The organism is Arthrobacter sp. BG5 (genome assembly GCF_056680155.1).
This window is the reverse complement of sequence record NZ_CM155268.1, coordinates 2,357,100-2,376,704: the sequence shown is the minus strand read 5'-3', so window position 1 is coordinate 2,376,704 and position 19,605 is coordinate 2,357,100. Positions and strand designations below refer to the sequence as shown.

The 19,605-nt window shown below is 71.5% G+C and carries 14 protein-coding genes; 5 read left to right on the top strand and 9 right to left on the bottom strand.

Features of this window, described 5'->3' with window-relative positions:
- Positions 1-64: 64 nt before the first annotated feature.
- Entirely contained in the window at positions 65-1,069 is a 1,005-nt protein-coding gene (locus AC1MBE_RS11035; RefSeq protein ID WP_479778189.1) for a zinc-dependent alcohol dehydrogenase family protein, read from the top strand.
- A gap of 15 nt (positions 1,070-1,084) precedes the next feature.
- On the opposite strand, the gene AC1MBE_RS11030 is transcribed toward AC1MBE_RS11035, so the two are convergent.
- Together AC1MBE_RS11030 and AC1MBE_RS11025 are read right to left on the bottom strand one after the other, a co-directional pair.
- The gene (locus tag AC1MBE_RS11030) at positions 1,085-4,291 is read right to left on the bottom strand and encodes an HAD family hydrolase (RefSeq protein ID WP_479778187.1); all 3,207 of its coding nucleotides are present in this window, start codon (positions 4,289-4,291) and stop codon (positions 1,085-1,087) included.
- A gap of 61 nt (positions 4,292-4,352) precedes the next feature.
- Positions 4,353-5,300: a polysaccharide deacetylase family protein gene (locus tag AC1MBE_RS11025; protein WP_479778185.1), complete on the bottom strand. Its 948-nt coding sequence runs from the start codon at positions 5,298-5,300 to the stop codon at positions 4,353-4,355.
- A gap of 204 nt (positions 5,301-5,504) precedes the next feature.
- Here AC1MBE_RS11025 and AC1MBE_RS11020 point away from each other — a divergent pair, with 204 nt between their 5' ends.
- Positions 5,505-7,499, top strand: coding sequence for a heavy metal translocating P-type ATPase (locus tag AC1MBE_RS11020; RefSeq protein WP_479778183.1), 1,995 nt, complete (start codon positions 5,505-5,507; stop codon positions 7,497-7,499).
- Here the strand turns inward: AC1MBE_RS11020 and ppsA are convergent.
- The 7 genes from ppsA to AC1MBE_RS10985 all read right to left on the bottom strand — a co-directional run bounded on the left by ppsA (position 7,447) and on the right by AC1MBE_RS10985 (position 17,362).
- The gene (gene ppsA / locus AC1MBE_RS11015; RefSeq protein WP_479778181.1) at positions 7,447-9,870 is read right to left on the bottom strand and encodes a phosphoenolpyruvate synthase; all 2,424 of its coding nucleotides are present in this window, start codon (positions 9,868-9,870) and stop codon (positions 7,447-7,449) included. The two genes, AC1MBE_RS11020 and ppsA, sit on opposite strands and share 53 nt — an antisense overlap.
- Before the next feature lie 81 nt (positions 9,871-9,951).
- Complete coding sequence (locus AC1MBE_RS11010; RefSeq protein WP_479778179.1) at positions 9,952-12,630, bottom strand: cation-translocating P-type ATPase; 2,679 nt, start codon at positions 12,628-12,630, stop codon at positions 9,952-9,954.
- 168 nt (positions 12,631-12,798) lie between these two features.
- Positions 12,799-13,605 carry a glycosyltransferase family 2 protein gene (locus tag AC1MBE_RS11005; RefSeq protein ID WP_479778177.1) on the bottom strand — a complete coding sequence of 269 codons (807 nt, stop codon included), beginning with the start codon at positions 13,603-13,605 and terminating at the stop codon, positions 12,799-12,801.
- Complete coding sequence (locus tag AC1MBE_RS11000) at positions 13,602-15,029, bottom strand: PIG-L family deacetylase (RefSeq protein ID WP_479778175.1); 1,428 nt, start codon at positions 15,027-15,029, stop codon at positions 13,602-13,604. Before AC1MBE_RS11000 ends, AC1MBE_RS11005 begins: the two co-directional genes overlap by 4 nt.
- On the bottom strand, positions 15,023-16,108 hold the full coding sequence (locus AC1MBE_RS10995) for an acyl-CoA dehydrogenase family protein (RefSeq protein WP_479778173.1): 1,086 nt from the start codon (positions 16,106-16,108) through the stop codon (positions 15,023-15,025). The genes AC1MBE_RS11000 and AC1MBE_RS10995 overlap by 7 nt, the downstream gene beginning before the upstream one ends.
- Before the next feature lie 165 nt (positions 16,109-16,273).
- On the bottom strand, positions 16,274-16,951 hold the full coding sequence (locus AC1MBE_RS10990) for an O-methyltransferase (protein WP_479778171.1): 678 nt from the start codon (positions 16,949-16,951) through the stop codon (positions 16,274-16,276).
- An 84-nt stretch (positions 16,952-17,035) separates the two neighbouring features.
- Positions 17,036-17,362: a thiamine-binding protein gene (locus AC1MBE_RS10985; protein WP_479778169.1), complete on the bottom strand. Its 327-nt coding sequence runs from the start codon at positions 17,360-17,362 to the stop codon at positions 17,036-17,038.
- A 122-nt stretch (positions 17,363-17,484) separates the two neighbouring features.
- Here AC1MBE_RS10985 and AC1MBE_RS10980 point away from each other — a divergent pair, with 122 nt between their 5' ends.
- The 3 genes from AC1MBE_RS10980 to AC1MBE_RS10970 all read left to right on the top strand — a co-directional run bounded on the left by AC1MBE_RS10980 (position 17,485) and on the right by AC1MBE_RS10970 (position 19,585).
- Entirely contained in the window at positions 17,485-18,147 is a 663-nt protein-coding gene (locus tag AC1MBE_RS10980; RefSeq protein ID WP_479778167.1) for a TetR/AcrR family transcriptional regulator, read from the top strand.
- Positions 18,148-18,157: 10 nt separating this feature from the next.
- On the top strand, positions 18,158-18,574 hold the full coding sequence (locus tag AC1MBE_RS10975; RefSeq protein WP_479778165.1) for a YkvA family protein: 417 nt from the start codon (positions 18,158-18,160) through the stop codon (positions 18,572-18,574).
- Positions 18,575-18,658: 84 nt separating this feature from the next.
- On the top strand, positions 18,659-19,585 hold the full coding sequence (locus AC1MBE_RS10970; RefSeq protein WP_479778163.1) for an NADP-dependent oxidoreductase: 927 nt from the start codon (positions 18,659-18,661) through the stop codon (positions 19,583-19,585).
- The last annotated feature ends 20 nt before the right edge of the window (positions 19,586-19,605 follow it).

Below are 19,605 nucleotides of genomic sequence, written 5' to 3'. Positions count from 1 at the left end.
AGGCTTCGGGACCAGTGCCTCGTCCAGCCCCGGGGCCGGACGAGGAGCCAGAAAGGGAGGCTCAGTGCGAGCCTGGTGGGTTGCGCAGCCGGGACCGATCGCCACCGGTCCGCTGGTTTCAGGCGAGCGCCCGGACCCCGTCCCCGGCCGCGGCGAAGTGCTGCTGCGCGTGCGGGTGTGCGGTGTGTGCCGGACAGACCTGCATCTGGCCGAGGGTGAGCTGGCCCCCAGGCGCCCCGGCGTGGTTCCGGGCCACGAGGTGGTCGGTGAGGTGGTGGGACGCGGCCGCGGCGCGGACCGGTTCCGCCGCGGTGAGCGGGTGGGGGTGGCGTGGCTCGGCGGGACCTGCCGAACCTGCCGGTTCTGCCTGCGCGGGCAGGAAAACCTGTGCTTGTCCCCCACCTTTACCGGCTGGGACCGCGACGGCGGCTACGCCGAACTCATTACCGTCGCCGAGGACTTCGCCTACCGGGTTCCGGAAGCCTTCGACGACGAGGAAGCGGCACCGCTCCTGTGCGCCGGCATCATCGGCTACCGCGCCCTAAGCCGGGCCGAACTGCCCGTCGGCGGCCGGCTGGGCATCTACGGTTTCGGCGCCTCCGCCCACCTCGCCGCGCAGCTTGCGCTCTACCAGGGCGCCCAGGTCTATGTGATGACGCGGTCCGCGGAGGCCCGGCGGCTGGCCCTGGACCTCGGCGCCACCTTTGCCGGCGGGGCCGAGGAGGAACCGCCGGACCCGCTCGACGCCGCCATCCTCTTCGCCCCCGCCGGGACCCTGGTGCCGCCGGCGCTGCGTGCCCTCGACCGTGGCGGGACCCTCGCCGTCGCCGGCATCCACCTCAGCGACATTCCGCCCCTGCACTACGCCGAGGAGCTATTCCAGGAGCGCCAGCTGCGCAGCGTCACCGCCAACACGCGGGCCGACGGCGAGGAGTTCTTCCGCATCGCCGCGGAGATTCCCCTGCGGCCCACCACGGTCGCCTACCCCTTCGATGCGGCGGACCAGGCGCTGCGGGACCTGGCCGCGGACCGGGTCACCGGCGCCGCCGTCATCCGCGTCGCGCCCTGACCCAGTCCCCGCCAACTAATGCCAGTCAGTTAGGCGCGGGGCCGGTGGGGGGAATTCGTGCTGCTCGCCGGCCCGGAGCAGCACCCTTTGCGCACCGACCCGGACCAGCACGGGAGCGGCGTCGCCGGGGGCGGCGGAGACGAGAAGCCGGTCGGTTTCCAGGTGCACGGAGAGGAGCTGGTCCCGGTAACGGACTTGGAAGTCCACCCGGCGCAGTTCCGCCGGGAGCCGGGGGGTGAAGTCGAGGGCGTCGCGGGTAATCCGCAGCCCCGCGAAACTGCGCTGGACGACGTCGATCGAGCCGGCCATCGCCCCCAGATGGATGCCCGAGCTTGTGGTGCCGCCCTGAGTGTCGTCCAGGTCCGCGTCCAGGGCTTCCCGGAACGTTGCCCAGGCGCGCTCCGGATCGCGCTGCGCGAGGACCGAGGCGTGTGCCACCCGGCTCAGCGTGGAGCCGTGCGCGGTCCGGGCCAGGTAGAAATCCACGGTCGCGGCCATCTGCGCGGGGGTGACGGTGTAACCCAGCCGCCCGAGGAACCCCACGAGCTGGTCCTCGCCCAGCACGTACAGCAGCATCAAGACGTCGGCCTGCTTGGCCAGCCGGTAACGGTTCGCGCTGTCCCCCTCGGCCTCCAGGATGAGATCCAGCCGTTCGATATTGCGGTAGCTGCGGCGGTAGTGGTTCCAGTCCAGCTCGCGGAGCGCGCCGTAGCCGGCGAACTGGCTGATGATGCCGTCGTCGTGGAAAGGCACGAACATGCGCCGGCTCAGCCGGGCCCAGGCCGCGATCTCCCCGGCCGTGATGCCGAGCCTGGCACGGAGGTCCTCCATGTCGAAGCCCCGGACGGAGTGCATGATCCATTCGGCCTGGTCGAAGACCCAGGCGGCCATGATGTTGGTGTAGGCGTTGTCATCGAGGCCGCCGCCCGGGTTGCCCGGGGGCCCGGTGTGGTACTCGTCCGGGCCCATAACGCCCCTGAGGTGGAACCGGTCGTCGATGGCATCGTAATCCGCCATCGAGGCGAACAGCCGGGCTACGTCGACGATCAGTTCCGCGCCGTGCTGGGTCAGCCAGCCGCGGTCCTGGGTGGCCTCAAAGTATTGCCAGGCGTTGTAGGCCACGGCCAGTCCCACATGGCGCTGAAGGCGGGAGTAGTCCGGCATCCAGTGCCCGGACAACTTGTTGAAGAGCAGCTTGGGGGTCTGCTCGGTGCCGTCGCTGCCGCTCTGCCACGGGAACAGCGCGCCCCGCAGGCCGGCGGCCCGCGCGGCGTCGCGGGCCGTGCCCAGACGCCGCCAGCGGTAATCGATCAGCTCCCGGGCGAGCGAGGGCAGCCGGGAGTTCAGCACCGGCAGGACAAACAGCTCGTCCCAGAAAACGTGGCCGCGGTAGCCCTCCCCGTGCAGCCCACGGGCCGGCACCCCGGCGTCCAGCTCGGCCGTGTGCGTCGTCAGGGTCTGCAGCAGGTGGAAGACGTGCAGGTTCAGGATCAGCTGCGCCTGGGAGGGGGCGTCGGACTCAATGATGAACGGCGCCAGCAGCAGCGACCAGGCCCGCTCGTGGTCCGCCAGCAGCGCCTCGAAGCCGCCCGCGCGCGCCAGCACCGCCTCGGCAGCGGTCAGCGGCGAAGAGACCGCGTGGTCCCTGGAACTGGCGACCCCCAGCGTCTTGGAAACCTTCACCGCGGTCCCGTCCGCGACCGGGACTTCGAAGCGGTGCGCGTAGAGGCCGTCCAGCTGCTCGAAGGTGGAATTGGCCGGCCCGGACACTTCGGTGCGCAGTGCCAGTGCGATGCCGATGCGGCTCTGGCTGGTCTGCACCTGCACGCTCAGTCCGACGGCGCCGCGTCCGACTGTATTTTGCCCTCCGGCGGATTGCCCACCGGCGGACTCGGTCGCCTGCACCGCCGTCAGGTGCCGGTTGGACAACTGCGCGTCCTCGGGAACGTTAGAGTTGGTCACCGCGGTGTCGCAGCCGCTGCGGACGCTGATGCTGCCGCTCCAGCCGTCAGCGGTGAGGACGGTTTCCAGCGCTGCCAGATGCGGCTCCGCCATCGACACAATGCGGCGCTGTACCAGCTGCAGCCGCCGCCCGGCGTCGTCCTCCAGCAGCGCCTCGCGGGTGAGCAGCGCGCGTTTGAGGTCCAGGGTGCGGCGCTCCTTCCGGAGCTTCAGGCCGCCCTCGGACCACCAGGCGCCGTCCCCGATCCGGAGGTCCAGGTGCAGCCAGTCCGGAATGTTCACCATGTGCTCGTCCACGGTGCGCTGTCCCTGCACGACGCTGGCCAGCCGGTTGTAGACGCCGGCGAGGTAGCTTCCGGGATAGTGGATCTCGCCGCCGCGGTGTTCGGGCGCCGCGCCACGGGTGGCCAGGTAACCGTTGCCCAGGGTGGTCAGCGCCTCCCGGTGCCCTTCGTGGGCCGGGTCGAAGCCCTCGTAGACCAGCATCCACGGGTGGGTTATGACCAGTCCTATGTCCAGTTCGCTGACGTCTTCGACCACGATGTCCGCGCCGGCGTTCTCCAGTTCGGCCCGCCGGCCGGTCCGGTCGATGCCGACGACCAGCCCGAATCCGCCGCGGCGGCCGGCTTCGACCCCGGCGACGGACGCTTCGATGACCATGGCCCGCGCGGGCGGGATATCCAGCCGCCGCACCGCCTCCAGGGCCAGGGCCGGGGACGGTTTGCCGGGGATGGCCTGGCGCAGCGCCGCCTGCCCGTTCGCCACATGGTCGAAGAACCCGTCGAGGCCGACGGCGGCCAGGAGCGTGCCCGCATTGGGGGCGGAGGTGGCCAACAACACCGGGATCCGGCCGGCCCTGAGCCGTTCCAGCAGGGCCAGGGTACTGGGGAAGGCCCGCGGCGGCTGGCCGCGCAGCATCTGCCCGAAGAGTTCGTTCTGGCGTTTCCCGAGCCCGAACGCCGTCCAGTCGGCCGGACCGTCCGCGGGTGAGCCGGCCGGCAGTGAAACGCCCCGTGAGGCCAGGAACGCCGAGGCGCCGTCGGCGGGAGTCCGGCCTTCGATGTAGCCGGTGTAGTCGGCGTCGGTGAGCGGCTCCCGGCGGGCGCGCGCCGGGAGCCGGGGGTCCTTGAAAACGTCAGCGAGGAGCCGTTTCCAAGCGGCGGCACGGAGCTCGGCGGTATCCAGCACGACGCCGTCCAGTTCGAAGACCACCGCGTCGACGGGCGCCAGGGCAGCTGCAACCGTGGGCGACTCCGTCATGGGCTATTCGTACCAGTCATCCGGGGCCGGCAACAGTGGCGCGCGGCCCCGTTTGCGGCGCTCAGCCGAGGAGCGCATCGAGGGTGGTGAAGCCGTAGCCGGCCTGGCGGATCCGGTTGATCAGTTGCGGGAGCGCGTCGGCGTCCAGGGTGCTGCCATCGTCCGGGTTGGAGCCGATGTGCATCAGGACGATTTCCCCGGGTTGCAGGCCGCCGAGGGCGCGGTCGGCGACGATCTGGGCGGTCACTCCGCCGCTGGTGCCCTTCCAGCCCAGGGTGTCGACCGTCCAGCGCACCGGCACGTAGCCCAGTGCGTTCACCGCGGCGATGGTCCGCGCATCGCGTTCGCCGAAGGGGAAGCGGAACAGCGGGCGGGCGTCGGCGCCCCCGGCCGTGATCGCCGCCTGCGCAGCGGAGAGTTGCTGGGCGATCTGGGCATCGGAGAGGGTCGTGAAACCCGGGTGCGTCATCGAGTGGTTGCCCACGCGGTGGCCCGCGGCAACGATCGAGGCGACGCCCGCGGGGTTGGCGCTGGCCCAGTTGCCGGTGAGGAAGAAGGTGGCCCGGACCCCGGTGGCGCCGAGGGTGCGCAGAATGCTGGGCAGCCCGGCCGAATTGGCCCCGGCGTCGAAAGTCAGGGCAACCGCACGGCCGGCGTTCGGGATGACCTCGACGTCGAGTCCCCGGAGCGCGGCCGGGAACGGGGCCGGAGGTGCAGGGGGCGGCGCTGGGGTCGTAACCGGCGGCGGGACCGGGGCGGCGCTCGACGGCGGGACGGGCTTGGCGGTCGGCGTCGGGCTGGGCGTCGCCGTCGGCGTCGACACGCTCGGCGACGGAGTGGCCGTCCGCGGGGTTGCGGTGGAGGGGCTGGCAACCGGAGCCGTCGACGGAGCGGCGGCCGGGCGTTCCCGGGAGAGGACCAGCGCCGTGACGACCGCGGCGGCCAGGAGCAGCACCGCGGCCACCAGCGCAATCAGCCGACGGCGTCCGCCGGCGAAGACCGACCACATGCTTCACCCTGGCACCACCGGCCCCGCGCGGGGTAGGGCTGAAAGGCCCGCAGCCAGCTCCTGACCATGCGCGAACGGGCCCTTGGGGCCCTGCACGCCCCCGCCGCAAGTGTCCGTTCGGCCCGGGGGCGGGGCGGGGTGGCGCAGTAGGATGCAGGTAGGCGCAGACGTCAGGTCCTGCGCGAGGAACGAGGCGGGACAACCGTGAAAATTGCGCTCCGGTATCCGCTGGTGGCGGGCACGGTCGCCGCCCTCCTGGCGGTGGTATTGCTGCTGGCTTCGGGCCAGGAAGGCATCGCGCGGATCGCGGCGAGCATTTACGCCTTGGCCGTGGCGGCCTACCTTGCCGTCGGCATGGTCCGGCGGCTGCTCGGCGGCCAGTGGGGCATTGACATCCTGGCCGTCACCGCCATTGTCAGCACCGTGCTGGTGGGCGAATTCATCGCCTCGATGATCATCGTGCTCATGATGGCCGGCGGCACCGCGCTCGAGGACTACGCCGCCGGCCGGGCCAAGAAGGAACTGACATCCCTGCTGGAGCGCGTTCCGCAGACGGCCCACCGGGAACGCAACGGCAACTCCGCCAACGGTGGCTCGGGCACCGCCACCAATGCCGCCGGCACCACCGAGGGAGCCGCAGCCGGAACCACCGATGCCAACACCCACGCTGGCGGCCAGCACGAGGATGTTGCCGCCACCGACGTCCGGATCGGTGACATCCTGCTGGTCAGGCCGGGTGAAGTGGTGCCGCTGGACGGCATCCTGCTGTCCGAGTCCGGGACCTTCGACGAGTCCTCGCTCACCGGGGAGAGCCTTCCGGTGGAGCGGGTGGCCGGCGAGGGGCTGATGAGCGGCTCCCTCAACGGCGAAGCCGCGGTCCGGATGCAGGTCACGGCACGGATGGAGGATTCGCAGTACAGCCGCATCGTCGCGCTGGTCAAGGAGGCCGCGGACAGCAAGGCCCCGATGGTGCGGCTCGCGGACCGGTATGCCGTGCCGTTCACGGCCCTGGCCTACGTTCTCGGGGCGATCGGCTGGATCGCCAGCGGCAGCCCGGTCCGGTTCGCGGAGGTGCTGGTGGTGGCAACGCCGTGTCCGCTGCTGATCGCCGCCCCCGTGGCCTTCCTGGGCGGCATGAGCCGAGCCGCGCGCGGCGGCATCATCGTCAAATACGCCGGCGTCCTGGAACAGCTGAGCCGGATCAAAACGGTCGCCTTCGACAAGACCGGCACCCTGACCTACGGCCGGCCCTCCCTGGTCGGCATCCGGACTGCGGGGTCCTTCACCGAGGACCAGGTCCTGGGGCTGGCGGCGTCCGCCGAACAATATTCCTCCCACGTGCTCGCCGCCTCGGTGATGGACGCGGCCCGGAGCCGCGGGTTGGTCTTCGATACGGCCACGGAGGCCACCGAATTCGCCACGCACGGCGTCCGGGCCCGTTTCGACGGCCGGGACGTGGTCGTCGGCAAGCCCAACTTCGTGGCGGACTCGGCCGCCGGCGTCGTGGAAACCGGGCTGGCCAGCGGCGAACTCGCCATCTACGTGGGCGTGGCCGGGGAGTTCGCCGGAGCCCTGGTGATGAGCGACCCCATCCGCACGGAAACCCGCCGCACCGTGGCCGAACTCCGGGAACTCGGCGCCACGCGGACGGTCATGCTGACCGGCGACGCCCTCGCCACCGCCGAGCACATCGCGGCAGCCGCCGGACTGACCGATGTCCGGGCCGAGTGCCTGCCGCCGGACAAGGTCGAAGCCGTCCGGGCCCTCCCCGTCCGCCCGGTCATGATGGTGGGCGACGGCGTCAACGACGCCCCCGTCCTGGCCGTCGCCGACGTCGGGATCGCGATGGGCGCGCGGGGATCGACGGCGGCCGGTGAGTCAGCCGACGTCGTGATCATCCTCGATGACCTGTCCAAGGTGGCCTCGGCCGTGCGGATCGGCCAGCGCACCGTGAAGGTCGCGCTGCAGAGCATCTGGATCGGGATCGCGCTGAGCGTGGCACTGATGCTCGCCGCGGCCGCCGGCTACGTCCCGGCCATCGCCGGAGCCCTGTCCCAGGAGGTGGTGGACCTTGCCACCATCCTGAACGCGCTGCGCGCCCTGGGTTCCGGGCGGCCCGCGGTGCCCGGCGCAGCGGCCGGCGTGCCTAGCCCCCGGACGCCAGCTTCTCGGCTTCCGCGATCCGCGGGACGGTCCTGAGGTAGCTGTCCGGGTTCAGCGAGATCGAATCGATGCCCTCGCCCACCAGGAACGCCGCGAACTCCGGGTGGTTGCTGGGGCCCTGCCCGCAGATGCCGATCTTGATCCCTGCCGCGTGCGCCTTCCGGATCGCCTCGCTGATCATCGCCATGACGGCCTCATCGCGCTCATCGAACAGCGCCGCCAGCTGCGCCGAATCGCGGTCCACCCCCAGGACCAGCTGGGTAAGGTCGTTCGAGCCGATCGAGAAACCGTCAAAGCGGGTGGCGAACTTGTCGGCCAGGACCACGTTGGAGGGGATCTCGCACATCATGTACACCTGCAGGCCTTGCTCGCCGCGGACCAGACCGTTCTCCGCCATCACCGCCAGGACCTTGTCCGCCTCCTGCGGCGTCCGGCAGAAGGGGATCATCACAATGATGTTGCTGAAGCCGAACTCCTCCCGGACCCGCTTCAGGGCCCGGCATTCAAGCGCGAAGCCCTCCCGGTACCGCTCGTCGTAGTACCGCGAGGCGCCACGGAACCCGAGCATGGGATTCTCCTCGGCTTCCTCGAAGGCTGAACCGCCCACCAGGTGGGCGTACTCGTTGGTTTTAAAGTCGCTGAGCCGCACAATGACCGGGTTCGGGTGGTACGGGGCGGCGATCTTCGCGATGCCCAGCGCCAGGGTGTCCACGAAGTAGTCGCATGGATCGGCGTAACCGCGCGTCAGCTCCCGGATCTGCGCCGCTTCCTGCGGGTCGGTGACGCGTTCCGGATGGACCAGCGCCATCGGATGGACCCGGATCAGGGCGCTGATGATGAACTCCATCCGGGCCAGCCCGACGCCGTCCGCGGGCAGCCGCCACCACTGGAAGGCGGCCGCAGGGCTGGCAATGTTGACCATGACTTTGGTGCGCGTCGGCGGCAGCTCGCCGAGGTCCACGTCCTCGGTTTCGAACGCGAGGCTGCCGGCGTAGACGCGTCCCACATCGCCTTCGGCGCAGGAGATCGTCACGGCCCGGTTCTCCGCCAGCACCGATGTGGCGTTGCCGGTCCCGACGACGGCGGGCACCCCCAGTTCGCGGCTTACGATCGCCGCGTGGCTGGTGGGTCCGCCGCGGTCGGTGACGATCCCGGCCGCGCGCTTCATGATGGGGACCCAGTCCGGGTCGGTCATTTCGGTGACCAGGATGGCGCCGTCGCGGAATTTCTCAATGTCCGCGGCGCTCCGGATCACGCACGCCGTCCCCTGCGCGATCGAATCGCCGATCGCGGACCCGGTCGCCAGCACCGGCCCGGTTTCCAGGAGGTGGTGGAGGGTGAACCGCGAGCCGGTCTTGAGCGACTGCACCGTCTCCGGCCGGGCCTGGACCATAAACAGCTCGCCGGTCTCGCCGTCGCGGGCCCATTCCATGTCCATCGGGCGGGCGTAGTGCTCCTCCACCGAGACGGCCCAGCGGGCCAGGGCGAGGATCTCGGCGTCGGCCAGGACAAAGGCCCGGCGCTCCGCTTCCGAGGTGTCCACGGTGCGGGTGCGGGCGTGGCCGCCGCGGCTGTAGACCATCTTCTGTGCCTTGGAGCCGAGGGTCTTTTCGATGATCGGGCTGATTCTTTCCGCCGGTCCTTCCGCTGGCCCCCCGGCGGCCGCGGCCTCGGTCAGGAGCGGCTTGAAGACCAGGTATTTGTCCGGGTTGATGGTGCCCTGAACCACGGTCTCGCCGAGGCCCCAGGCGGCGCTGATGACGGCAGCCCGCGGGAAGCCGGAGTCCGTGTCGATCGAGAACATCACCCCGGAGGCGCCGACGTCGGAGCGCACCATCCGCTGGACCCCGATCGAGAGTGCGACGTCGAGGTGGTCGAAGCCCTTGACCTCCCGGTAGCTGATGGCCCGGTCCGTGAAAAGGGAGGCGTAGCAACGCCGGCAGGCATCCATCAGTTCACGCTCGCCGGCGACGTTCAAAAAGGTTTCCTGCTGGCCGGCGAAGCTGGCATCGGGCAGGTCCTCGGCCGTGGCGCTGCTTCGGACCGCGACGGAAAGCCGCTCCCGCCCGGCGCGCTGCCCCAGTTCGCCGTAGTGCGAGCGGATGGAGTCGGCGATGTCCGGCGGGAAATCGCTGGCCAGGAACAGTTCCCGGATGGCTTCGCCCGTTTCGCGCAGCGTGGCGTCCCCGGCGCGGTAGGCGAGGATCCGCGAGCGCATGGCCGGTTCGATCCCGTTCGCCGCGATGAAGGTCCGGTAGGCCGCGGCGGTGGTGGCGAAGCCGTCCGGGACCCGCACGCCCCGGGCCTTGAGGGACTGGATGAGTTCGCCCAAGGAGGCGTTTTTACCGCCGACCTGGGGGACGTCGCCCATGCCGATTTCTTCAAACCACTTCACGTGTTCGGGCATGCCGGCGCTCCTTTGGGCGTGTGTCATCCATGGTCCGATCCTGCGGCCCGGGGCCGTATGCGGTCAGAGGCTTTCGACCTTTTAGGCGGCGCGGCCGGACTGGGCGCCGCCGCCGGACCGCCGGTGCCGGACCACCTTGTAGAGCCAGTCGGCGAGCAGGACCGCCGGGATGGCGGCGAGGGCCACGGCCAGTCCCCCGGGGGTCGGCGGGGCATGGCCCAGCAGCGCGGCGACCGGGCCGAGGAACAGGAAGACCGCGAGCAGACCCAGCTCCGCCAGCACGGCCCAGAGCAGCAGCCGGTTGGTGAACCAGCCCAGCCGCCAGGGCGGGGAGGTGGCGCTGCGGCAGGCGAAGGCGTTGGCGAGCTGGGCCAGCACCACGGTGGTGAACGCGGCGCCGGAGCCCGCCATCAGCACATCCGACGGCGGCAGTGCGGCACCCGGGCTCCAGCCGGCGCCGAGGAGCACGGCGGTGTACGCCGTCATCTCCAGCAGCGCCTCCACCGGGCCCAGCAGGCCGAAGACCCGGAACATCAGGGCGCGGTCCATCAGGTGCCGGCGTTCAGGTGGGCGTTTCAGCGCCCCCTTGCTGGGTGCCTCGCTGCCAAGGGCCAGGGCCGGCAGCAGGTCGGTGCCGATGTCCAGGGCGAGGATCTGCAGGACGCTCAGCGCCAGCGGGAACCGGCCGCCGGACAGGGCCCAGAACACGAACGGGGTCAGTTCAGCCACGTTGTCGGTGAGGTGGTAGGTCAGGAAGCGCCGGATGTTCGCGTAGGTTGCGCGACCCTGCTCCACGGCCGCGATGATCGTCGCGAAGTCGTCGTCGAGCAGCACAAGGTCCGCCGCTTCGCGGGCCACGTCGGTGCCGCTCAGGCCCATGGCGACGCCGATGTCCGCCTGCTGCAGCGCCGGGCCGTCGTTAACGCCGTCGCCGGTCATGGCCACCACATGCCCGCGGTGCTGCAGCAGCCTGGCGACCCGGAGCTTTTGTTCGGGCGTCACCCGGCTGACGACGACGCCGTCACGGTCCAGCAGCGCGGCCAGGACCTCGTCGTCCTCCGGCAGGGTGTGCCCCTCCAGCACCATTTCCGGGGAGCCGATCAGGCCGGTCTCCCGGGCGATGGCGGCGGCGGTGAAGGCGTGGTCGCCGGTGACCATGCCCACCTTGATGCCGGCCTCGCGGGCTGCCTGCAACGAGAGCCGGACCTCGGCGCGGGGCGGATCGTGCAGGCCGATCAGGCCCAGCAGCGTCAGCCCGGCCTCCACTTCGTCCGCCGTCGTGCTGTCCGGCACCGGCCCCGGCAGCGTTCGCTCGGCGACGGCGAGCACCCGGAGCCCGTGCGAGGCCATCTGGTCCACCATCCGCAGCGCGCCGTCAGTGCCGTCTGTGCCGCCGTCACCGCCGCTGTCGACACTGCCGCCGCCGCGCCTGCATAAGGGGATCACGGACTCCGGCGCGCCCTTGACCAGGAGTTCGGTGCCGACGATGGCGGACTCCCGCAGCCGGCGGGGGTCGAAGGCGAAGCGGTGCGACGGCGCCGGCTCACCCGGCTGGCCGCCGGGTCCGGCCAGCCGGGTGGCCAGGGCGTCGATCGCGGCTTCCATCGGGTCGCCCTCGGCGATCCACTGGCCCTCGTGCAGCACGGCCCGGCCCACCGAGGCGGCGCGCGCGGCGGCGCTGAGCCGCTGCCCGGCCTGGAACGCCGCGGCCCCGGCGTCCGCGCCGTCCTCGCCGCTGACCTGCGCCTCCGGCCCGTAGCCGGGCCCGGTGATGCCGAGCAGACCGGCGGGGGTCCAGACCTCGACGGCGTTCATCCGGTTCTGCGTGAGGGTTCCGGTCTTGTCGGTGCAGATAAACGTGGTGGAGCCGAGCGTCTCCACCGCCTGCAGGTTCCGCACCAGGGCGTTGCGCGCGGCCATCCGCTGGGCACCGATGGCGAGCGACAAGGTCACGGTGGGGAGCAGCCCCTCGGGCACCAGCGCCACGGCCACGCCGATCGCGAAGAGGAACGCGTCGCGCCAGGAGATGCCCACCAGCAGGGAAAGGATGAAGAACAGGATGCCGATGCCCAGCGCGACGCCGGCGACGATCCGGACGATCCGCTGCAGCTCCAGCGCCAGCGGGCTCGGCGGCGCCTCGACCTTGCCGGTGAGCGAGGCGATCTCGGCGAGCCGCGTCTGTCCCCCGGTACTGGCCACCAGGCCCTCGGCCGTGCCGATGACCAGGAAGGTCCCGCCGAAGGCGGTGTCCCCGGCCGCTTTGGCCACCGCCTCGCTTTCGCCGGTGAGCATCGATTCATCCACCGTGCAGCCCGCGGCCAGCGCGAGGCGCAGGTCCGCCGGGACCCGGTCCCCGGCAACCAGCACGACGGCGTCGCCGGGCACCAGCTCGGTGGTGTGCACCTTGACGATGCGATTGTCCCGGCGCACCGAGACCATGGCGGGCAGCAGTTCCCGCAGCTTGGCGGCGGCGTGCTGGGCGCGTTCCTGCTGGATGTAGGCGAACACCCCGTTCACCACGATCACCACAATGATGGCGACGCCCAGCTGCGGCATCCCGGCGACGAACGCGAGCGCCGCTGCGGCCCAGAGCATGACGGCAAAAAAGTGGGTCAGCTCTGCCAGCAGCCGCCGCCAGCCCGGAACCGCGCGGACCTGGGGCAGCCGGTTCGGTCCGCTGCGTTCCAGCCGGCGGGCGGCCTCCGCCGAACTGAGGCCGGAAAGATCCTGCAGCGGCCCGGCGCCCGCGGCCGGGATCACCGCCCGCCGCCCGTCACGTGCAGCACCCAGCCCCGGCCCTGTCCAGGTCCCTCATGCCTCCGAGGATGCGCCGGCGCGGCGCGGCCGGTTAGGGCCAAAGGTCACCGCGGCCGGGCTCACCAACATGGCCCGGCAACGGGGCCGGGCAGCAGGGTTCAGCAGCAGGGCTTAGCTGCCGGCGGCCGCCGGCGGCCGCTGCCGGCCCAGCGAGCGCAGGTACGTCCCAAAACCCTGGGGTGCCCGTGCGTGGGTCCGGCCGGAGGTCAGCACCCGCATGCTGTCCGTGGCCAGGACGGTGAAGGCGAGGCTGCGCAGGCTCTGGACCAGGGTGCGGTCCTCATGCGATTCCAGGTGCGAGAACCCGCCGGCGGCCAGGTAGGCGGAGGCCCGGACGCCGAAGTTGGCGCCGTAGATGTGCGGGTGGTTTTCCTCGAAGGGGTGGCGCTCCAGCCAGCGGCGCAGCAGCTCCGGATCCATCCCGACGGGATCCGGCTCCACCGAGCCCAGCACGGCGTCGGCCCCGGCCTCGGCGAATTCGAGCTGCCGCACCAGCCAGTTCACCGGAACCTGAGAGTCGGCGTCGGTGTTGGCCAGCCAGGTCCGTCCCGGCCAGGGCAGCGGCGCGGAACGCTGGCCTGGGGCACGCCGGGGCGGGCCGAGCACGGCGGCGCGGACGCCTGCCGCCCGGCTCGCGCCGGCGCTGCGCAGCCGGACGTCGAGCGCGCTGAAGCGCGGGTCGGCGTCGACGTACCCGGCGGTGATCGCAGCGGACTGGTCGGTGCAGCTGTCCAGGACCACCATCACCCGGACGGCGACGCCGGGGCGGCGCCGTTGCAGTTCGTCCGCGGCGCACTGCACCGCCCTCAGCGCCCGGTCGATGTGCTGGTCCTCGTTGTGGGCTGGCATGACCACGGCAACCGCGTCGATGTCCGGCCGGCGCTGCGGGCTCCGGGCCGCAGCGGCTGTGCCGCTCACCCGTGCGGCTCCGGGGCGCGGAGGATTTCCAGCACGAAGTCGCGCTCCCGGTAGAGCCCGGCGTCGGCCCAGCGAAGCTGCCGGCGCGCGGCGGCATGGACGGTGTCGCCGTCGAGCTCCCAGCCCTCGATGGGGTGCCGCCAGTGGCACAGCGCCAGCGTGCCGCCGGGCAGCAGCGCGGCCTCGACCCGTTCGAACAGGGCGGCCAGTTCCTCCGGGCTGAGGTAGTAACCGACCTCGGACACCACGATCAGGTCAAAGGCGCCCTCCGGCCAGTCCTGCGGAACCGTGAGGTGGCGGGTCTGCGCGGCGGGCAGGTGCGCGAGCCGGCGGGTGGCGTGGGCCAGGGCGGCGCTGCTCGCATCGACGGCCAGGAAGCTGTCGCAGCGTTCCGCGAGTTCAACGCTGAGGGTGCCGATGGAGCAGCCGATTTCGAGGCCCGCGCTGTAGCTGCGGCCGGGCAGGGCCGCGAGCGTCAGGGCACGTTTGCGGTGTTCGTACCAGCTGGTGGTGTACTGCCAGGGGTCCTCGCTGCGGGCGTGGACGGTGTCGAAGAGTCCCTCCGCGTCCGCGGCGGCGTAGCCGGCGCGGGCCAGTGCGGCGTCTGCTGCCGCGCCGCCGGTGGGGCCGGCCTCGTGGCCGTTGACCGGTACGGCCGGCCGCTGCCAGGCGAATGTTTCCCAGTGCCGGGAGAAGTGCTGCAGGAAGGCCGGCGGGAGCAGCACTTCATCCCCCGGCTGGTCGGAGAGCGCCCGGACCTGGGAGGTGTGCGCGGCCATGGCCTGCGCCTTCGCCTGTTCCTCGGCCGGGGTCAGCGGGAGCCGCAGCCAGGACTGCCAGGCCGGGTCCTCGGGATTGGCCCAGAGCCAGTACCAGACCGGGTATTCCAGCAGCCCGAAGCCGGCAACGGCGGCCGCCTCCGCGGCGGCGGAGCCCAGTGCGTCGTGGTCCGTGTGTCCGTCGTGGCGGTAGGGCGCCACGAGGACGACGCGGTCCGCGGTCCGGCCGGTGGCGGCAGCGGCCTCGGTGATCGCGGCCAGGACCTGTTCCCGGTGCCCGGCGACCTGCCCGTCCGGCAGCCCGAGGTACCGCCAGCCGGCGTCCGGGACGAGCTGTCCGAGTGCGCCGGCGAATTCGCGCAGCCGCAGGTCGGCAAGCTGTTCGGGCGTGGTGCTGGGCGAATCGGGGTGCGAGGCCTCCCCGGCCGTGCACAGCAGCAGCCGCACCTCGGCGCCGAGGCCGTGCAGCCTGGCCATCAGCCCGCCGGCGCCCAGGGACTCGTCGTCGGGGTGGGCGGCCAGGACAATGAACGCGGTGCCAGCCAGCTCGCCGGCGTCGAGCGGCAATTCCGGCAGGGCGGCGGCGCCGCTGCGCGCCCAGTCGCCTTCGGGCGTCCCGGCGTCGTGGTGGGTGAAGCTCACCATGGGTGGTCCCCCTTGAAGGCCAGGGCGCCGAGCTGGGCGTCGTCGCGCATGGCGTGGTGCTGGCGGAGGTAGAGCGAGAGGTCGGCCATGCGCTTGCCGTAGCGTGCGTCGAAGGCCAGCGGGGCGGGCCCGAGGTTTTGGCCCACCAGCGCCTGGACGCGTTCGACGGCGGCGGCCACGGTGCCGCGGACGCGCAGCGCCTCGCTCCACGCACCGGCTCCGGAGAGCTCGCCGGCGTCGATCCGGGCCGCGGTCCGGGCGAGGTACTGGGTGAGCCCGGTCAGGGTGCGGTCGATTTCGCCGAGGTGGGCGAGGGCGAGCTGGTCCGGTTCGCGGCCGCCGTCGGCCGCTTTCTGCAGGGAGTCCACGAAGCTGCGGGCCACCGCGACGGCGCCGCCGAACCAGCAGGCGGCGACCCCCATGCCGCCCCAGGCGAAGCCGGGACGCTGGTAGTACCAGCCGGCCGGGCCGAGCGGTACGGCCGGCACGGCGTCGAAGTGTACGGTGCCGCTGGGGACCTCGCGCAGGCCCAGGCTGGTCCATTCCGGGTCCGCGAAGCTCACCCCGGCGGCGTGCAGGTCGACGGCGAACGCGGCGCGGCCGCCGCCGTCGTCCAGGTGCGCGGTGAGCACGGCGTGGTCCAGTTGCGCGGCGATGGAACACCACGGTTTGGAGCCGTTCAGGACGACGCCGCCGCCGGCGCTTTTGGCTTCCAGCTTCAGCCCGGGAGCCTCGGCGGCGAAGACACCCCACGTCCCGTCGAAGGAAACGCCGGTCGAACCCGGGGCCGCGCCGGCCTGGGTGAGGATGGCGGCGGCGTCGAGGTGGGGTTCCAGGATCCGGCCCGCGGCGACGTCGACGGCGGTCACCGAGGCGAGGATCTCCCAGAGGTAGCCGGTCCGGCCTGCGCCGGGCTTGGGTGCGGTCCCGCCCAGGTCCTTGGCCAGGGCCAGCAGGGCCGGGACATCACCGATGCCGGACTCGGCGGCTTCCAGCAGCGGGCTGAGCCCGGCCAGGTCGCCAGGTGTGGAGCTGATCCGCACGGCCTGGGGAGGACGGGCTTCCTGGGTCGCGTTCATTGCCTCGTCCGTGTCCTTTGCGAAGTGCGCCTGGTGTTGTCCGTGCCTGCAGCTGCCGGCCGAAGCCGCCGCTGGGTAAATCTAAGCATACTTAGCACTTGGCCGGTCCCTGCCCGCCGGTCCTTGCCCGCCGGACCGGGACTCAGCACCGCACACCCTCCCGCACTAGAGAACGCGGGCGAGGGCGAAGCCGTCCCAGCCCTTCGATCCCACGGTCTGGATCACGGTCGCGTCCAGGCGTGGGTCCTCGCCCATCATCTGCAGCGCCGCGACGATCCCCGGCGCGTTGACGGTGTCCAGGGCCGGCTCCAGCACCGCCCCTTCCCAGACCACATTGTCCATCACCACCGTGGTACCGGGGCGGCCGAGCCGGATGGCCCAGTCCAGGTACTGCGGGTTGTTTTCCTTGTCCGCGTCGATGAACACGAAGTCGAAGGGCCCGGCGCCCTCGCCTTCCAGGGCGCGCAGCGTGTCCAGGGCGGCACCCACCCGGATTTCCACCAGGTGGCCCAGTCCGGCCTGGTCGAGGTTGGCGCGGGCCACCTCGGCGTGCCTGGGCACAAATTCGCACGTGGTGAGCCGGCCGCCGTCCGGCAGGCCCTGGGCCATCCAGATGGTGCTGAACCCCGCCAAGGTGCCGATCTCAAGCACCCGCCGGGCTCCGGAGATCTGGACCAGCAGTTTCAGGAGCTTGCCCGCGTTTGGCGTGACCTCGATGGGCGGCATTCCCGCCGCCAGGGCGGCGGCCACCGCGTGCCGCAGCGAATTGTCGGGCCGGACTACTACGCCGGAGAGGAATTCCTCGACGGCGATCCAGCGGGATGTGGGCTGGTGCTCGATCATGCGGTCAGTCTTCCAGTTGCCCCCGCCCGGCGGTAGGGCCGGGCTTCAAGGCGCCACGGGCCGCCGCCGCGCAGCAGAAGGGGACTAACCGCCCAAGGCTTGTTCCAGCCGGTCCAGTTTGCCGGTCAGCTCGCCGGTATAGCCGGGGCGGATGTCGGCCTTGATCACCAGGGAGACGCGGCTGCCGTAGCGGCCCACGGCCTCGGTGGCGCGCTTCACGACGTCGAACACCTCATCCCAGTCGCCCTCAATGGTGGTGAACATCGAGTCGGTGTGGTTCGGCAGGCCGGATTCGCGGACGATCCGCACCGCCTCGGCGACGGCGTGGTGGACCGACGCGTCGTCGGCTTCGGAACCGGCCGGGGATCCCGCGGGGCGGCCTGAGGGTGCGACAGAAAATGCAAGCAACATGGCTCCAGTTTGCCACGCGGGGCGGGGCGCGCCGGGGCCTGGAACGGCGGCCCAACACGTCACATACAGAAGTACCGGCCGGTAACAGGTTTCCTCCGCCTTCCCGTTGCTACCCTGAGCAAATGAACCGGGCAGTAGACCGCAGGCCGCTCCGCGCCGACGCCGCGCGGAACGTCAACAAGATCATTGCCGCCGCCCGCCAGTGCTTCCGGGACCACGGCCCCGAAGTCCCGCTGCAGACCATCGCCGTCACCGCCGGGGTGGGCCCCGCCACGCTGTTCCGGAACTTCGCCGACAAGGAAGAACTCGTCCTCGCCGCCCTGCACCAGCAGTTGAAGCTACGGGTCAATCCGGTGATCGAGGAGGCCCTGGCCGGCAAAGACGCCGCGGAAGGCCTGTTCCGCATCATCGAGGCCCTGATGGGTGTTGCCAGCGACGAGGCCAACCTCCTCGGCGCGGTGGCGGGACGCCGCGGGGTGCTCACCGGGATCACCGGAGACCTGATCGAGTCCGTCGCCGTGCTGCTGGGCCGCGGGCAGGGCCAGGGCACGCTGCGCAGTGACATTTCGATGACGGACATGATCCGGCTGCTGGCCATGCTGATCGGCGTGGTGGACACGATGGAGGCCGGGTCGGACGCGTGGCGCCGTCCGGTGGCCCTGGTGGAGGATGCCATCCGTGCCGAGCGGCCCGACCGTCCCCTGCCGCCCCAGTCGCTGGTGCCGGGAACCACGTACGGCACCGCATTCGGCGTCGGCTTCGGGTCTGCCTACGGAACCAAGTAGCGTTGGCCCCATGACCTGGGAAACCGCTGCCGGCGTGCTCGGCGGCCTCTTGCTGCTGTATGCCGTGATGCTCCTGCTCCTCTGGGGCTACGCACGGCGGCATCCCGAAACCGTCACCATGAAGGACGCCTTGCGGCTGCTGCCGGATCTGCTCCGGCTGATCCGCCGGCTGCTGGCCGACCGCACCGTCGCGGTGGGGGTGCGTGTCCGGCTGGGCCTGCTGCTGGCGTACCTGCTCTCCCCGATCGACCTGGTGCCGGACTTCGTGCCGGTGATCGGTTACGCGGACGACGCCGTGATTGTCGCCCTGGTGTTGCGGTCCGTGGTCGCCCGGGCGGGCGTGGAGGCGGTGGAGCGGCACTGGCCCGGCACCCCGGAGGGCCTGCAGCTCATCTTGAAGCTGGCAGGCCTCGGCACCGCGCGCTGAGGCACCATTCTCAGGCACCGCAACCACCGGCCGTCCTGGACCGGAGCGCGGAATAGGGCCCCGGCGGCCGCTGTTATGGGCTGCATGAAGGCAATAACTTACAGCGAATACGGAAGTCCGGACGTCCTTGAGCTGACGGAGCGGCCGATGCCGAAGGTCGGGCCGGGGATGGTCCTGGTCAAAGTCAAGGCGGTGTCGGTCAATCCGGTCGACTGGAAAATTATGGCCGGCTACCTGGACGCCGCCATGGATCTGCAGTTCCCGGCCATCCCCGGGTGGGATGTGGCCGGCGTCGTCGAGTCGGTTGGCATCGATGCTCCGCATTTCCAGCCCGGCGAGGAAGTCATTTCCTACGGCCGCAAAGACTATGTCCACGGCGGAAGCTTCGCTGAATACATCGCCCTGCCGGAACGGCTCCTGGCCCGCAAGCCCGCGTCCCTGGGGTGGAACGAATCCGCCGGCCTTCCGCTGGCGGGATTGACTGCCTACCAGGTTCTCACCCGGCTGGGCCTCATTTCGGGTGAGACCGTGCTGATCCATGGCGGCGCCGGCGGCGTCGGGTCGCTGGGAATCCAGATCGCCGCGGCGCTCGGCGCCAGGGTCATCGCGACCGCCTCCGAAAAGAACCACGACTTCATCCGGTCCCTCGGCGCCGAGCCGGTCAGCTACGGCGAGGGGCTCGCGGAGCGGGTGCGGGCCTTGCGCCCGGAAGGCATCGACGTCGTCGCGGACTTCGTGGGCGGCAACCTCGAAGCCACCCTGGCGGTGCTGGCCGACGGCGGCCGCCACGCCTCCATCGCGGACAGCGAGGTAGAGCAGCACGGCGGCACCTGGATGTGGGTGAACCCCGTGGGCGCCGAGCTGCAGGAGCTCGCCGACCTGGTCGACGAGCGCAAGCTCCGGGTCGAGGTGGCGCGGACCTTCCCGCTGGCGGAGGCCGCCGATGCCTTCCGGCTCAACATGGAGGGTCATACCCGCGGCAAGATCGTGGTCACGGTCGGAGGCGACTAGGGCCGCCTGATCCGGAGCGG

What these genes read in the sequence shown, in the direction of transcription:
- AC1MBE_RS11030 (WP_479778187.1), bottom strand. Translation starts at nt 4,291, where the DNA reads ATGACGGAGTCGCCCACGGTTGCAGCTGCCCTGGCGCCCGTCGACGCG.
- AC1MBE_RS11025 (WP_479778185.1), bottom strand. Translation starts at nt 5,300, where the DNA reads ATGTGGTCGGTCTTCGCCGGCGGACGCCGTCGGCTGATTGCGCTGGTG.
- ppsA (WP_479778181.1), bottom strand. Translation starts at nt 9,870, where the DNA reads ATGCCCGAACACGTGAAGTGGTTTGAAGAAATCGGCATGGGCGACGTC.
- AC1MBE_RS11000 (WP_479778175.1), bottom strand. Translation starts at nt 15,029, where the DNA reads ATGGTGAGCTTCACCCACCACGACGCCGGGACGCCCGAAGGCGACTGG.
- AC1MBE_RS10995 (WP_479778173.1), bottom strand. Translation starts at nt 16,108, where the DNA reads ATGAACGCGACCCAGGAAGCCCGTCCTCCCCAGGCCGTGCGGATCAGC.
- AC1MBE_RS10990 (WP_479778171.1), bottom strand. Translation starts at nt 16,951, where the DNA reads ATGATCGAGCACCAGCCCACATCCCGCTGGATCGCCGTCGAGGAATTC.
- AC1MBE_RS10985 (WP_479778169.1), bottom strand. Translation starts at nt 17,362, where the DNA reads ATGTTGCTTGCATTTTCTGTCGCACCCTCAGGCCGCCCCGCGGGATCC.
- AC1MBE_RS10980 (WP_479778167.1), top strand. Translation starts at nt 17,485, where the DNA reads ATGAACCGGGCAGTAGACCGCAGGCCGCTCCGCGCCGACGCCGCGCGG.
- AC1MBE_RS10975 (WP_479778165.1), top strand. Translation starts at nt 18,158, where the DNA reads ATGACCTGGGAAACCGCTGCCGGCGTGCTCGGCGGCCTCTTGCTGCTG.
- AC1MBE_RS10970 (WP_479778163.1), top strand. Translation starts at nt 18,659, where the DNA reads ATGAAGGCAATAACTTACAGCGAATACGGAAGTCCGGACGTCCTTGAG.